Raw genomic sequence first — 13,896 nt, 5'->3', positions numbered from 1 at the left:
TGGTCCGCCAAGGCTGCAACTATCCACGTCCCCTCGCTGGGCGTTCCTGTCGCGGTGGCTGCCTGGCGCGAAGCTCGGACGGATCGAGGAAAAAGTTTCCGTTGCCGGCCATGCGCTCGACCATGAAGTCGATGAACGTCTTCACGCGGTATCGGCGCATTGATTGCCGAAGCGGCGCTCGCGGACGGCAACGCCGTCGTGGCCGCCGGACGTCACGTGCCGGCCATCGTCGAGCGTCTTGGCGACTCGGTTGGGTTGCTGCCGGTTGCGCTGGACGTCACCGACGAGGCTCAGGCAAAAGCGGCGGTGCAGTTGGCGGTTGAAAAATTCGGCCGCATCGACGTGCTGGTCAACAACGCTGGCTTTGGTCTGCTGGGTGCGGTGGAAGAGTCTGCCGACAAGGACGTGCGTCGCATGTACGACACAAACGTATTCGGCTTGCTGAACGTCACGCGTGCTGTATTGCCGACGATGTGCGCGAACCGCTCGGGCCACGTGATCAATATTTCATTGATTGGCGGCTATCGGGCCGCGGCGGGATTTGGCGTGTATTCGTCGACGAAGTTCGCCGTCGAAGGCATTACGGAAGCGTTGCATGCGGAGTTGAAACCGCTGGGCGTTCACGCGACAGTGGTCGAGCCGGGGTATTTTCGTACGGACTTTCTGGATGCGTCGTCACTCGTCGTTGCGCCGAACGTGATCGACGATTATGACGAAACCTCGGATGCGGTTCGCCGCAAGGCCGTACAAATGAACCACAAACAGCCTGGCGACCCGAGGAAGCTTGCAGCCGCCATGATCGCGCTGGTCGACGCGTCGAATCCACCGTTGCGCCTTCCGCTCGGCACGGACACACTGGCTGCCATCGCTGCGAAAAACGCTTACGTGACGCAGGAAACGGAAACGTGGAAGGCGCTGTCGATATCGACTGACTTCGCTGCCTGAATGACGAAAGCGGCGGCTCGGCATCGGTTGAGCCGCCGCCCGCCCGACTGGCCGTTGCCGCATCGGTCTCCTATTCGTAAGCTTTCGAGGCACGGCGGCAGAGCTTCGGGAGTGGTCATTGCGTTGGTGTGGAACCGAATGGCGCCTCCGATTTATCTGCCACCTGGTTTTTCTTCACCAAGTCCCCCCACGCAAACGGGTTGGCACAAAAAGCCCCATAAGAAGGCGCCACGCGCTGAGATATCGGCATGCATGCGCGACGCCAACTGCTATTCTTCAGACACGGCGACTCACGCGTCTCCGGTCGGCTCCGCGGGTCGTTGGCGGCCATTCCGCATGCATGCGGAAAGGGGGCTGTATGTCACGTCCAGAACGACCTCGGTCCGTGGGACGCGCACGGAATCGTGAGCAGTCCAACGGACGCATCTGGCTTGCCACTGGCATTTCGCTGACTGGGCTTTGCCTGACACCCGTGGCGTTCGCGGCGGGCAGCCTTCCGCAGGGCGGCCATTACGTCGCTGGCACCGGCACGATAGCGGGCGCGGGCACCAGCCTCGTGATCATGCAACCCGGTTCGACACGCGGTGTGATCGACTGGAACAGCTTCTCGATCGGCAGGAACAATAGCGTGACGTTCAACAACGGCGGAGGTGCGACGCTGAACCGGGTGACGGGTGGCTCGCTCTCAGCGATCCTCGGCGCGCTCACTGCCACGGGCAGCGTGTACTTGATCAATCCGCAAGGCATCGTCGTGGGTCGATCCGGTGTGGTGGCGACGGGCGGACGCTTCGTCGCATCCACGCTGGACACGTGCGACTGCGCGTTCATGAAGGGCGGCGCGCTTACCCTGTCGGGCAACTCGGATGCGGTAGTCGTGAATCTCGGGAAGATCAGCTCCAGTGGCGGCGACGTGTTCCTGCTCGCCCGGACCGTGATCAACGCCGGAACTGTCGATGCGCCTGAAGGCACGGCGGAATTCGCGGCTGGATCGAAGGTGCTGCTGCAGGACTCGTCGAGCGGCCAACAGGTATTCGTTCAGGCGGGCAGCGCGGGCAATGTGATTGATTCGGGTACCACGCGAGCCGCGCAGATCAGCCTGCAAGCCGCAGACGGCAACGTGTACGCGCTCGCGGGCGGCGGCGCGCGCATCCGTGCGACGGGCACGGCGACCCGCGACGGCCACGTGTGGCTCGTGGCGGACCACGGCACGGTGTCGCAACAAGGCGCGATCGTGGCGAAGAACGCTGACGGCCGCGGAGGCACGGTTGATACCGAGGCAGCTCAACTGTCGTTCCAGAGAGGCGCCGCCGTGTACGCCGGTCGATGGAACATCGCGACGCCATCGCTCACCGTGGACGCCTCAGTCGCGCGTGCGCTCGAGCGCAGCCTGAATGCGGGCAGCATGGTCGACCTCACGACCACCGGCGCCAATGGTGCGGCCGGAGACCTGCAGATCGCATCCGATATCGACTGGCACGGTGCGTCGGCGCTGACGCTCGCGGCTTACCATAACGTCGCGCTTTCGTCGGGCACGAAGATCCGCAACACGGGTTCTGGTGACCTCACGCTGCGTGCGGACGCGACGGGCATCGATAACGGCGGCAGCGTGACGAACGCCGGCACGATCGACTGGTCGAAAAGCACCGGGACGGTCGGCGCGCTGTACGACATGAACGGCACCTACGCGCCGGGGACGCTGCTTGCCAACACGGCTTGGACGGCACCGTCCGACAGCGGACTGATCACGCAGATTACCGGCTACCGGCTCGTCAATTCGCTCGCGAATCTGGAAAACATATCGCTCGATCTTGCTGGCAACTATGCGCTCGGCAAGGACATCGACATCAGCACGCCACGATGCTGCGGCACAGGCGTTTATGTGCCGATCGGAACAGGCGCCACGCCGTTCACCGGGCAGTTTGATGGCATGGGCCGCACGATCTCGAATCTGAATGCGTGGCAGAGTGTTCCCGCCACAAGCGATCCGGCGAATCCCGAGGCAGCGAGTGGTCTGTTCGGTGTGATCGGCGCGACGGCCGTCGTTCGCAACGTCAGCGTAAATGGCTTCGTAAGCATCAGCGGCTATGGCTCCTTTGGCATCCTGGCCGGCGTCAACGACGGCCTGATCGTGCATGCCCAGACGAGTGGCAGCCTTTCGCCGTCTGAGGGTTTCGTCTCGGTGGATTCGATAAGCGGCGGCCTGCTGGGGTCGAATTACGGCACGATCACACGCTCGTCCAGCGACGCGGCGATGGTGAGCGAGGGCGCGTTTTTGGGCGGCCTCGTCGGATACAACTCCAGCACCGGCGTGATCCGGCAGTCGTACGAGGCGCAAAGCCCGGACATCCCGCCACCGTTTTCGGGCACCGTGAATGCCGTTGCTCACACTCAAGGCGCCGGCGGTCTGGTAGGCAAAAACGACGGTCTGATCACGCAGTCATATGCCACCGGCTCCGTCACCTTCACGCCCGACTACTGCGGTTTCAACGGTAACTCCTGCGGAGGCGGAAGCGCGGCCCTTGTCCAAAGCAACACCGGCACGATCGAGCAATCCTTCGCGACCGGCACAGTTACCCAGGTCGTCTCGCCCAGTCTCGGGCCGCCGTCGATCGGTCTTGCTCTCAGCAATACCGGCAAGATCGCCAACGACGTCTTCTGGGACACGCAGACAACCGGGGCCACGGTCGGCGTGGGCACGGGTACTCCCGTGCCGAGCGCGAATGGGCTCACCACCGCGCAGATGAGCGTGCCATCGAGCTTCGGCCCGACGTTCGACTTCAGTTCAACCGGCGTCTGGGCACTGCCGGCCGCGGCGACCCATCCGGTCCTGCGTTGGCAACTCGCTCCTTGAGGGCGCCGATTACTTCGACGCGGCTCTCGTTTGCCGTGGTATCGCCAGTGCGCGAAACCGGTTTCCTGAATGGCCAGATCCCGCTTGGCAACGGACGGCTGCAAATCCAAAGTCGGATGTCTCTTTAGGGTCCGCGTGCTGCCGAACGCCGCCGTGCAAGAGCGAAGCATGTATGCCAATCGCATGAGTCGGCACCCGGCCAGGAGGCGACGGTCGACGAAGTGACTGGAATGGCCGAGGTTGCGCACGAAGCGCCCATTCACTTCTCTGGCCTAACCGCCCGCCACGCCAAGCCGCGCCGCTCACTAATGCCAGGATAAATCGCGATCCAGCCGTTTCACATCGCGGGCAACCTCGCTCGTGCGCGAATGGAAAGTGCCCCCTCAAAAAAGCTATCAACCCTCACAGTTGCGGCCTATCCACAAAGCATTTACAAAAACCTGATTGATAGGTACGCTCCACCGTTTCGCGATGGCAACATCATGCGCCGGCGTCGATCCGGCGCAGATCCCGAGTGCCATGGCGACAGACTCCCTTTTCTGAACAGCTCGCAGAATGTGATTTTTCCAGTCATTGGCCAACACGATCTGTCACAGCGCCAAAACGGAAAACATCATGCATGACTTGAGCGAAATCGCGCACTGGCTGGAAAGCCACACGATTCACCACGTCTCTGACGTTCACGCGACACTTCCGGATCCCACCTTCATTTCGAACGGGCGTCAATTCGTTTCGTTCAGTTCGAACAATTACCTGGCGCTGGCGAATCATCCCCGGTTGGTAACTGCCGCCAAGCAGGGGCTGGATCGCTATGGCGTCGGTAACTGCGAGTCGCGGCTTCTGGGCGGCGATCTCGAGGTCTATCGCGAACTCGAGGCACGCCTCGGTGCACTCAAGCACAAAAGCGACGCGGTGCTCTTCGTGACTGGCTATATGACCAATCTCGGCGTGCTGTCGACGCTGGTCAAAGCCGCTACGTTGGCGCGCTTACACGGCTACCGCCCCAGTACTCGCCGCAAATATGCCTACTATTCGGATGAGTTCAATCACATCAGCATTCGGGAAGGCATCCAGATGTCCGGCGCGCTGCGCCACACCTACAGACACCGCGACCTGAATCATCTGGAGTCACTCCTGCAGGCGGGGGACGGCACCACACCAATCATCGTCAGCGACGGCGTGTTCAGCATGGAAGGGACGATTACCCCCCTGCCGGACTTGTTGGCGCTAGCCGAGCGCTATGGCGCCATCCTGTATATCGATGATGCGCATGCGACCGGCGTGCTTGGCGAGCACGGCGGCGGGACCTCGGAACATTTCGGTTGCTACAGCCCTCATATCATCCAGATGGGCACGTTGAGCAAGGCATTTGGCGCCATTGGCGGCTTCGTGGCGGTCGATCGCGAGATGGCTGACGTGATCCGGCTTACCAGTTCCGCCTATGGTTTTACCTGCCCGCCGCCGCCAGACCAGGCTAGCGCGCTACTGGCTGCGCTCGATCTGATGGCCGAAGAGCCGCAACGGCGGCAAAAGCTGTGGGACAACCAGCGGTATTTCATCGAGCGCATACGCTCGCTCGGCTACCAGCTGTTGTCGACCGAGACGGCAATCGTTCCCGTGCTGATCGGCGACACTGAACTGTGCCTACGCTACACCAAGGCTCTGCGTGAAGAAGGCGTCCACGTCGACTCAGTCCAGTTTCCGGCCGTGCCAGTCGGACAAGCACGACTGCGTTTCATGATGAATGCCGCCCATACCAAGGTGCAAATCGATCATGCCATCGCGGTAATGGAAAGCATCGGTGCAGAGACGGTGGCGAGCTTTCTGCCGCGGCGCCTCTCCTAGTGCCCGATATGCGCGTTATTGCGAACCCAGAACTTTCGTGGGATGACGAGGCGCAAAATGTCGGGGGCGACCGGCTTACTACCGGCGTCGCCATCCCTTCAATCAAAGTGTGGCTAGGCTTTGTCCACCAGGCAGGATCGAATTTAAATTTTGCGATCACGATTCATTCGTCGAACTTGACCAAGTCCGTGAAGATCAGGTGACCCCAGTTCTTTCCGCGCGCATGCACAAGCAATCCACCTTCCGAAAGCACGCCAAGTTGGATCGGCGCGAAACCGAGATTTTTCGCAAGCGCACCAATCTCCGCTGCGGCGGCAGCATCGTCGCTCGCCAGGAACACGACTCTCCTGCCACCGTGTACAGCCGGGTCCTGGTCAAGAACGGCAGCAACCAGATGATTGAATCCTTTCACCAGGCGGGCTCCGGTGAATGCCTTCGCGACGAAGGCGGAGGACGGGAGACCGCCCAGTTCCTCAAGCGGGGCCTGCGTGTTCATCGCGTCGATGACGGTCTTTCCCTTCCAGTCGGGCAACGCCTTCGTGACCTCCGGGTGCGACTCGAAACGGACTGCCAGAAAGATGACGTCCGCCTTGACGGCTTCCGCCAGGGTTTTGGGAATGATCGTGGGCCCGATGGCGGCTGCATCGGATGCAAAGCTTGCCGGGTCGCGCGTGGTGGCAACGGATACTTCGAGGCCATTGCGGGCAAACGCCTTGGCCAGCGCGTGGCCAATCTTGCCGAAGCCGATAATTGCGTAGCTCATGAGATTCTCCTTCGGTTTTTCGGCGCGCTCAGAGCTTGTAGCCGCCGCTCGCTTCGATCGTCTGCCCGGTCACCCAGTGGCCTTCATCAGAAGCCAGGAACGCCACGACGGCGGCGATTTCCGATGGCTCACCAAAGCGGCCCAGCGCGATTTCGGCCTCGACTGCTTTCACGAGTTCGGGATTCTCCCGGAAGGCGGCGTTCGCGTCCGTTCGCGTGTAGCCCGGCGCGACGGCGTTCGCGGTAATTCCGCGCGGCCCCAGCTCGGCCGCGAGCGCGTGGGTCAGGTTGTTGATGGCCGCCTTGGCCATCGAGTAGACGGGCGCGGCGGTCACGGGCTTCGTGGCGGCAGCGGACGAAATGTTGATGATGCGTCCGCCATCGGCGAGACGCTCCAGGGCGGCCTGAACGACGAAGAAGGGCGCGCGGGCGTAGACCGCCATCAAGGTGTCCCAACTGTCCGGCGTCGCGTCCTTGAAGCCGACCCAACCGGAGTTGCCGGCGTTGTTGACCAGAATGTCGAGAGCTTTGCTTCCGTTGCGCCGGGTCAAATCGTCGTCGAGCTTCTCGAACAAGGCCGGGATGGTTGCCGGGTCAACGAGATCCGCATGGATCGCGAATGCCGTGCCTCCCGCTGTCTCGATGGCCGCGACCGCCTCGTCCGCGCCGGATTTGCTGGCGTTGTAGGTCAGCGCGACCATCGCGCCATCCATTGCGAGACGTTGGGCGATGGCTCGGCCAATGCCCCGCGATGCGCCGGTAACGAGGGCGGTTTTGCCCTTTAGTGGTTGTGTCATTTGATTTTTCTCCTCAGAGTTGCGCCAGGCCGCCGTCGACGGCGACCTCGCTGGCGGTCATGAAGCTGCTGTCTGACGATGCGAGAAAGGCGGCCACCGCTCCGATCTCCGCCGGATCGGCCATGCGTTGAAGCGGAGTCATCGCGGCAAAGGCCTTCTGGCCCTCCTCGCCCAGTGCCGCCTTCGCCAGTTCGGTCGCCGTCGCTCCGGGCGACAACACATTGACCCGGATGCCGGTACCTTTCAGGTCCTCCGCCCAGGTCCGCGCGAGGTTGCGCACGGCCGCCTTGCTCGCGCTGTAGGCGCTGAATGCCGGGGCACCCGTGGTGCCGGCGCTCGAACCGGTCAAAATGATCGAACCGCCTTCGCCCATCAGCGAAAGCGCCTTCTGGACCGTTAAGATCGTGCCCTTCACATTGGTGTCGAAGGTCTCGTCAATGTGCTCGGCGGTGATCTCGCCAAGCGGAAGCGGACTTCCCGCTCCCGCATTGGCGAAGACGATGTCGAGCGTTCCGCGCTCGGCCTTCACCGCCGCGTAGAGTCGGTCGAGGTCGGTCTGATACGAGACCGAGCCCTTCACCGCGCGGGCATGGGGCCCAAGGTCGGCCACAGCTGCGTCGAGCGCTTCCTGCCGGCGCCCGAAGATGAAGACGAAGGCCCCTTCCTCGATGAAGCGCTTTGCTGCGGCGAGGCCGATGCCGGTGGCGCCACCGGTGATCACGGCGGTCTTTCCATTCAGTCTGTTCATGTCATGCATCCTTGGAAACAAAAGCGACAGCCCCAATTCTGAATCGCTTGATTCATGAAGACAATTGACTGAATATGTATCAATATCATCTAATCTTTAGATACCTATGCTTGACAACGTCACCATCAACCAGCTTCGGACCTTCGTTGCCGTCTGTGATCAGGGAAGCTTTTCGGCGGCAGCCAAGGAGCTGAAGCGTGCGCAGTCGGCGATCAGTCACGCGATCAAGGCGCTTGAAAGCGCCTTTGATGTGGTGCTGTTCGAACGCAATACCCGCAAAGCGACGCTCACCGTCGCGGGCCGCAGCCTCCTGCCTGATGCGCGTGGGGTCATCTCACGCACTGAAGAAATGAAGATGCGCGCGGTCTCGATTGCCGAAGCTGGGGTCCCACAGATCTCGATTGCCGTGGATACCTATTTTCCGCGAGCGCACCTGATTGAATGCCTGCGCGCCGTGCAGGCAAAGTTTCCGACGATTGCAATCAATCTGCGCATGACGACGATGCAGGGTGGCGAGCGCCTGGTTCTCGAAGCCACGTGCGCATTGGCGGTGACGATCATGGACGTGCCTGAGTTGAGCCCAGGTGCCATAGAAAGGCAGCATTTATGTGAAGCGCAAATGGTGACAGTCTGTGCGCCATCGCATCCGCTGGCCGCAGTCGCGGGACCGCTCACGCGGGAAGAATTTAGCCGGCACATCCAGCTCGTGGTAACCGACAATCAGTCCGATGCAGAAAAGACACAGCAGGGGGTCGCCGGTGAGCGCCAGTGGTGGGTGAATGACCTCGGGGCGAAACACGATCTGCTCAGGGGAAGCCTGTGCTGGGGGCACATGCCGCGTCACATGGTTGCGGAAGACCTCGCGAATGGGACACTTGTCGAACTCCAACGGCGCGCGTGGCACATGCGTCCTCTCACATTCATGATCTCGCACCGACGTGGCTACTCCTTTTCCGAATGCGAAATACAACTTGTCAAGCTTCTTGGCGATCCTAAGCGCTGCTCGAAAGATGGCAGGCAGCGCTCAGTCCCACGCGAAGGCAAAAAAAACCGGACGACCGGCTACACGTGAGCGACGGTCAGGGCTCCCGTTGTGGGCGCTGATGGCCGTTGGCTCGACCTGGATCGCCTACTGTGGCGATCAGCGGCGTTCTTTACCTGATTACGGTGACGCTGCGGCCGCGTAACCCGATCTCGCCCGGTCGCGCTTCAGGGTTTTCCTTCGCCTCGGGCACGGCAACAATGCCGATGGTTGGCCCTCGGCGGACATGCTAGGATTTCTTTCAAACAACTCCGGAAACTGCTATGCCGTTCATCTGCGAAAACGTTGAATGTCGCGCCGTGCTGGCTCGCGGGCAGGTCAGATCCAATCACGAGGACGAGGGGTGGTGCTTCTACTGCCCGGACTGCAAAGTCAGGAACGAATTGAAAGATATCGGCGTACCTGGCGGTCCTGTCGAGTTGGTTCAGCCAGAAAGATCCGACCTTCCGCACATGGTAATAGCGACTGCTCGACCATTGGAGGACGGCAGGTACGCAGCGCAATTGCGCGTTCAGAGGGCACTCGGTATGAAAGGAACGTACGCGGTCGAAGAGCACTGGGATCAGCTCGGTGTATTCCTCGACGCGCATGAGGCCTTAGCGCATGCGAAGTCTTTCGCGACAGACCTGCTGGAGCGAAAGGCGTAGTCGCGAGTGGCGCGCTGGATTGCGCCATACCTATCAACGCGCGGATCTTTGCGGCAGGCCCACGATCGTAGATCCGCGCGACAACCTGGTGCTGTACGGCGTGCATGCCGTGCAGAAAGCGATTCAGCTTTCAGTGCGCTCAAGAAGCGGTATAAGCAGATACCGCACCACTCCGAATACTCCACCAAATAGGATGTGACTGGCTTGAATTCAACCAGCCTTAACTCACGATGCACCACTGGCAGCGAGCTTGACAAATAGTCTGGCTGCTTCGTTGCCATGGGACAAAGCGCGCAGTGCAAGGGAGAGCGCTAGCTGTGCGTCGTGGGAGGCCGCGCTACGATCCTGATCGAAGAGCTTGACGGCGTGGCGCATATGCTGCGCCGCCTGCGTGTGAAGCTCCACGGCCGCCGCATGATGTTTTGCCACGTCCGCGGCACTTGCGCCTGAGCCGGTCGATGGAGGCGTTATTGATGGCGTATTGGCGCTGTGCGCGCCAGCGTCGTGTGCCTGATCGATCGCATGCAACGTGTGGCCATGGGCCAGCATCGCCTGATGTGCGGCGTGGACAAAGTCTTGACCGTCATCGAAATGCCGCGACGCCTCGCGGTGATGTCGCGCGGCCTGCTCGTGGTGTGACGCCGCGGCTTCGAGATGACCTTTCTTGCTGTGCTTCGTGTTCATGCCGGCTCCTGTGCAACTTCAGGACTGACTCGGATGGCGACCGATTCGAAGACACAGTGGCGGGTCGCAACAAGATCCTAATCTACACGCCCTTGCGCCTTCTGTGGCATTTGCGTCTCGCGGAGAATCGTCGCGCTGTGGCGATCACCGCGCGGTCAGCATCCGGAGGATTTTCTGCACGATGCGCTCATGCTGCTCCAGCGCCTCATCGAGCGTACGTGCTCCGTAGCTCGTGTTGTCTCGCGCTTCCATTCCGGCGATGCGCGTCACGAACAGCAAAACCTCCCCGGTTTTCGGTTCGGACACACCGCGGAAGCGGGTCGTGACCGTCACGCCGGATTCGTCCAGCAGCGTGCGGCGGAAGATCAGCTCGTTCTCAGTCATCCAGCGCGACCACGCGCCGTGGTCGAACACCTCGACAGGCCTGTTCTTCGCATCGAGGACATAGATGCGTTCCGAGCTGGACGGGACCGGTCGCGTCTTCATATTTCAATGCAAAGGCGTGAGCAGGAAGTCAGTCGCCTGCCGCCACCAGTTTTCGTTGACGTGGCCAATCCAGTCGTTATGGTCAGCCGCCTTCACCACGATCAGTTGTCTCGGTTCGGCCAGCGAGTTGTAGAGCGCTTCGCCGAAGCGCGGGGGGACTATGCTGTCGTGTTCAGCAACCACGACGAGAACCGGGCGGCCGAACGACGCCAGGTGGGTCACGCTGTCGTATCGGTCGCGCAGCAGCCACTTCACGGGCAGCCACGGATAGTGGTAAGCGGCGACGTGCTCGAGCCGATCCCATGGCGTGATCAGCATTAAACCGGCGATCTTGTCGCGTTCACGCGAGCCGGCCGAGGCCACCACGCCGGCCCCGAGCGATTCGCCGATGAGCAGCAGTGGCGCGCCATAGAGGCGATGCGCCAGCGCGATGGTTTGTTGGGCATCGGCGACCAGACTCTCTTCGCCTGGCGCGCCGTCGCGCGGCCCGTAGCCTGGATATTCGGCGAGAATCACGCGCAACCCGAGCCGGGTGAGCACGGCGGCATAGAACGAGCGGTGTCCGGCATGCCCCGCATTGCCATGAAAGACGATGACAGTGGCGCGCGCGGATCCGGCCGGCTCGGCCACGAGGCCCCGGAAAGCCTCAGGTGTCGGCCAGGCGCGAAGTCCGCCGGAAGCGACGTCCTCGATTGCGGCCTTCTCAGGGAAGTAGATAAAACGATCCTGCAAGATGGCGACTCCGGCGAACACGATCAGGCACGCGACGGTGAGACGGAGCATCATCCCGGTGAATTTCATCGCCTTGAGCCCGATCCCTCGATCTTTTCCGTAGCGCACCCAGTTTAGCGCGCATTCGCCACCGCTTATATCCATGCGTGTCGCCAGGGTAGGTCTGGTTCGCCGGGCGCGGTCGTGCGCTGCGGGAGCACGACCCCGCGCTTGCACAACGACCCGCGGAGCAGCCTCGTGCTGCATACTTGTGAATCACACCGCCGAAAGCATCGACATGGTTACCGACCTTGCACACTCCTGGTTGACCTGCAGCGCGCCTGTGGCCGCTGCACAGGCCGCCGGCCGCCCGCTCGTGGCGCTGGAATCGACCATCATCGCCCACGGCATGCCCTACCCGGAGAACGTTCGCACTGCGCGCGAAGTGGAGGCCTTGATCCGTGACCTGGGAGTTGAACCCGCGACTATCGCACTGATCGGTGGGCGAATCCACATCGGTCTTACGGACGACGAGCTGGAACTGCTCGGCCGCTCGGACCAGGTACACAAGGTTAGCCGCCGCGACCTGCCGGCCGTGCTGGCCGGCGGCGGGCTTGGCGCCACGACAGTGGCTGGCACGATGATCTGTGCCGCCCTGGCCGGCATCGAGGTCTTCGTCACCGGAGGCATTGGCGGGGTGCACCGGGGCGCGCAGCAAACCTTTGACATCTCGGCCGACCTGCAGGAGCTGGCGAAGACCTCGGTGGCGGTGGTCTGTGCCGGTGCGAAGTCCATCCTGGACATTGAACTCACATTGGAATACCTGGAAACGCACGGCGTGCCGGTGCTGAGTTGCGAGCAAGACAATTTCGCCGCGTTCTACACGCGCGACAGCGGCTTTCGCGCGGACTTCAGGCTGGACCACGCAGCGGAGCAGGCACGCTTCATTCGCACCAAGTGGGACCTGGGACTCGTGGGCGGTGTGGTGTTGAGCACTCCGGTGCCGGAAGCGGCAGCGATAGCGTTCGAAGAGATCGACGCGCTGACCCAGCAGGCGCTCGCCGAGGCCACGGCGCAAGGCATCACCGGTAAGGCGGTGACACCCTTCCTGCTGGCTCGCATCAAGGCGCTGACCGGTGGACGCAGCCTGGCGACAAACATCGCGCTCGTGAAACACAATGCCGAGGTCGGGGCAAGGCTGGCGCTGGCATTGGCATACGCGGGGCGCGGGGCGGGCGCGGCGTAGCCGCCGGGACGTCCGCTTTGCACCAAGCTTCGCGTCAGCTTCGTCACAGTCCGGGCGACGGCAGGAGGTCCGCTAGATGATTTTCAATCAAGTGACTGTCGGCAGATGAGGGGCGATTGTCATGGGCGAAATCAATCTTTCTCAGGTATATCGGGGCTATATTGCCTGCTTGAACGGGCAGGACTGGTCGAAGCTCGGAGGCTTTGTTCGCGATGACGTGAAATACAACGGCCAACGGATCGGCTTGTCAGGCTATCGCGAGATGCTTGAGAGAGATTTCCGCGAAATCCCGGACCTACGCTTTGAAATTCAACTTCTCGTATGCGAGCCGCCGCGTATTGCGAGCCGATTGCAGTTTGACTGTACGCCTATCGGTATATTTCTCGGGCTGCCCGTAGAGGGGAAACGGGTCACGTTTGCTGAGAACGTCTTCTATGAGTTCCATGGAAACAAGATACATGAAGTCTGGTCGGTGATCGACAAGGCTGCGGTTGAGCGCCAGTTGTAGGGGAGCTATGCTCGAGCGCTGCGGGGCGGCTTCAACGGCGGCTCGATCCTGCGTTCTTCGAGCAGCGCTGCCGTGACCGCGGGCAATACGCTCGGCGGTCTGGTGGGTGCGAATAGCGGCCTCATCAACCAGTCGTTCGCCACGGGTCCTGTCGTATCGCTGAGTTATATCAATCAGGGCGGCGGCGGCCTTGTCGGCTCTAACCCCGGTACGATCAGCCAGTCTTATGCAACTGGCCCGACAACGCTTCAGGGCTATTGCCGAGGCGCTGCCGATACGCCGTGCGGCGGCGCCGGACTCGTCGTCATTAACGACGGAAAGATCAGCCAGTCCTTCGCAACCGGCCTCATGACACAGCCGTCCTACGGGCCGATCGGCATCGCGCGGACCAATACTGGCACGATCGCGAACGATTTGTACTGGGATACCAATACCACGGCCGCCACGATCGGCGTCAAGTACGACACACCGATTCCCACGGCGAACGGGCTGACCCCCGCTCAGATGAGTACGCCGGCATCGTTCGTGTCGTATGACTTCGGTCCGACAGGGGTGTGGGCAATGCCTGCCGGCGCGACGCATCCGGTGCTGCGCTTGCAACTGGCGCAATGACAGACGTGGAGT

At 61.9% G+C, this 13,896-nt stretch carries 14 protein-coding genes; 8 read left to right on the top strand and 6 right to left on the bottom strand.

Translation table 11 applies throughout. The features are described from left to right. The first annotated feature begins 150 nt into the window (after positions 1–150). The 3 genes from F6X42_RS08275 (at position 151) to F6X42_RS08265 (ending at position 5,641) form a co-directional block, all read left to right on the top strand. Positions 151–945, top strand: a complete 795-nt coding sequence (locus F6X42_RS08275; protein ID WP_187633772.1) for an SDR family NAD(P)-dependent oxidoreductase — start codon at positions 151–153, stop codon at positions 943–945. Positions 946–1,303: 358 nt separating this feature from the next. Further along, entirely contained in the window at positions 1,304–3,796 is a 2,493-nt protein-coding gene (locus tag F6X42_RS08270) for a two-partner secretion domain-containing protein (RefSeq protein ID WP_187633715.1), read from the top strand. Between the two features lie 615 nt (positions 3,797–4,411). Then, on the top strand, positions 4,412–5,641 hold the full coding sequence (locus tag F6X42_RS08265; protein WP_187633714.1) for an aminotransferase class I/II-fold pyridoxal phosphate-dependent enzyme: 1,230 nt from the start codon (positions 4,412–4,414) through the stop codon (positions 5,639–5,641). Between the two features lie 163 nt (positions 5,642–5,804). Here the strand turns inward: F6X42_RS08265 and F6X42_RS08260 are convergent, their stop codons facing one another. The 3 genes from F6X42_RS08260 to F6X42_RS08250 are packed head-to-tail and all read right to left on the bottom strand — an operon-like array spanning position 5,805 to position 7,948. Then, positions 5,805–6,404: an NADPH-dependent F420 reductase gene (locus tag F6X42_RS08260; protein WP_187633713.1), complete on the bottom strand. Its 600-nt coding sequence runs from the start codon at positions 6,402–6,404 to the stop codon at positions 5,805–5,807. A 28-nt stretch (positions 6,405–6,432) separates the two neighbouring features. Continuing rightward, positions 6,433–7,200 (bottom strand): SDR family NAD(P)-dependent oxidoreductase, encoded by a 768-nt coding sequence (locus F6X42_RS08255; protein ID WP_187633712.1) that lies wholly within the window; start codon positions 7,198–7,200, stop codon positions 6,433–6,435. A gap of 13 nt (positions 7,201–7,213) precedes the next feature. Next, positions 7,214–7,948, bottom strand: coding sequence for an SDR family NAD(P)-dependent oxidoreductase (locus F6X42_RS08250; protein WP_187633711.1), 735 nt, complete (start codon positions 7,946–7,948; stop codon positions 7,214–7,216). 106 nt (positions 7,949–8,054) lie between these two features. Between F6X42_RS08250 and F6X42_RS08245 the strand changes: the two genes are divergently transcribed. Both F6X42_RS08245 and F6X42_RS43890 read left to right on the top strand, forming a co-directional pair. Continuing rightward, a complete protein-coding gene (locus F6X42_RS08245; protein ID WP_187633710.1) occupies positions 8,055–9,020 on the top strand; it encodes a LysR family transcriptional regulator in 966 nt (321 codons plus the stop codon). Positions 9,021–9,253: 233 nt separating this feature from the next. Beyond that, positions 9,254–9,637, top strand: coding sequence for a hypothetical protein (locus F6X42_RS43890; protein ID WP_246530015.1), 384 nt, complete (start codon positions 9,254–9,256; stop codon positions 9,635–9,637). 225 nt (positions 9,638–9,862) lie between these two features. Here F6X42_RS43890 and F6X42_RS08240 read toward each other — a convergent pair whose 3' ends face one another. The 3 genes from F6X42_RS08240 to F6X42_RS08230 form a co-directional block, all read right to left on the bottom strand. Further along, positions 9,863–10,321 carry a hypothetical protein gene (locus F6X42_RS08240; protein WP_187633709.1) on the bottom strand — a complete coding sequence of 153 codons (459 nt, stop codon included), beginning with the start codon at positions 10,319–10,321 and terminating at the stop codon, positions 9,863–9,865. A 144-nt stretch (positions 10,322–10,465) separates the two neighbouring features. After that, positions 10,466–10,807 (bottom strand): hypothetical protein, encoded by a 342-nt coding sequence (locus tag F6X42_RS08235; protein WP_187633708.1) that lies wholly within the window; start codon positions 10,805–10,807, stop codon positions 10,466–10,468. Positions 10,808–10,810: 3 nt separating this feature from the next. Beyond that, the gene (locus F6X42_RS08230) at positions 10,811–11,608 is read right to left on the bottom strand and encodes an alpha/beta hydrolase (RefSeq protein WP_187633771.1); all 798 of its coding nucleotides are present in this window, start codon (positions 11,606–11,608) and stop codon (positions 10,811–10,813) included. Between the two features lie 208 nt (positions 11,609–11,816). Here F6X42_RS08230 and F6X42_RS08225 point away from each other — a divergent pair, with 208 nt between their 5' ends. The 3 genes from F6X42_RS08225 (at position 11,817) to F6X42_RS08215 (ending at position 13,884) form a co-directional block, all read left to right on the top strand. Next, positions 11,817–12,764: a pseudouridine-5'-phosphate glycosidase gene (locus tag F6X42_RS08225; RefSeq protein ID WP_187633770.1), complete on the top strand. Its 948-nt coding sequence runs from the start codon at positions 11,817–11,819 to the stop codon at positions 12,762–12,764. Positions 12,765–12,885: 121 nt separating this feature from the next. Then, entirely contained in the window at positions 12,886–13,272 is a 387-nt protein-coding gene (locus F6X42_RS08220) for an ester cyclase (RefSeq protein WP_187633707.1), read from the top strand. Between the two features lie 72 nt (positions 13,273–13,344). After that, complete coding sequence (locus tag F6X42_RS08215; protein WP_246530014.1) at positions 13,345–13,884, top strand: hypothetical protein; 540 nt, start codon at positions 13,345–13,347, stop codon at positions 13,882–13,884. Positions 13,885–13,896 lie beyond the last annotated feature (12 nt).

It is taken from the genome of Paraburkholderia podalyriae (genome assembly GCF_014397785.1).
GTDB classification, from domain to species: Bacteria; Pseudomonadota; Gammaproteobacteria; order Burkholderiales; family Burkholderiaceae; genus Paraburkholderia; species Paraburkholderia podalyriae.
Note: the sequence above shows the minus strand (reverse complement) of the source record. Positions and strands in the feature narration are given on the sequence as shown.

Coding starts and splice junctions, on each gene's coding strand:
- F6X42_RS08270 (WP_187633715.1), top strand. CDS start 1,304: ATGTCACGTCCAGAACGACCTCGGTCCGTGGGACGCGCACGGAATCGT.
- F6X42_RS08265 (WP_187633714.1), top strand. CDS start 4,412: ATGCATGACTTGAGCGAAATCGCGCACTGGCTGGAAAGCCACACGATT.
- F6X42_RS08260 (WP_187633713.1), bottom strand. CDS start 6,404: ATGAGCTACGCAATTATCGGCTTCGGCAAGATTGGCCACGCGCTGGCC.
- F6X42_RS08255 (WP_187633712.1), bottom strand. CDS start 7,200: ATGACACAACCACTAAAGGGCAAAACCGCCCTCGTTACCGGCGCATCG.
- F6X42_RS08250 (WP_187633711.1), bottom strand. CDS start 7,948: ATGAACAGACTGAATGGAAAGACCGCCGTGATCACCGGTGGCGCCACC.
- F6X42_RS08245 (WP_187633710.1), top strand. CDS start 8,055: ATGCTTGACAACGTCACCATCAACCAGCTTCGGACCTTCGTTGCCGTC.
- F6X42_RS43890 (WP_246530015.1), top strand. CDS start 9,254: ATGCCGTTCATCTGCGAAAACGTTGAATGTCGCGCCGTGCTGGCTCGC.
- F6X42_RS08240 (WP_187633709.1), bottom strand. CDS start 10,321: ATGAACACGAAGCACAGCAAGAAAGGTCATCTCGAAGCCGCGGCGTCA.
- F6X42_RS08235 (WP_187633708.1), bottom strand. CDS start 10,807: ATGAAGACGCGACCGGTCCCGTCCAGCTCGGAACGCATCTATGTCCTC.
- F6X42_RS08230 (WP_187633771.1), bottom strand. CDS start 11,608: ATGAAATTCACCGGGATGATGCTCCGTCTCACCGTCGCGTGCCTGATC.
- F6X42_RS08225 (WP_187633770.1), top strand. CDS start 11,817: ATGGTTACCGACCTTGCACACTCCTGGTTGACCTGCAGCGCGCCTGTG.
- F6X42_RS08220 (WP_187633707.1), top strand. CDS start 12,886: ATGGGCGAAATCAATCTTTCTCAGGTATATCGGGGCTATATTGCCTGC.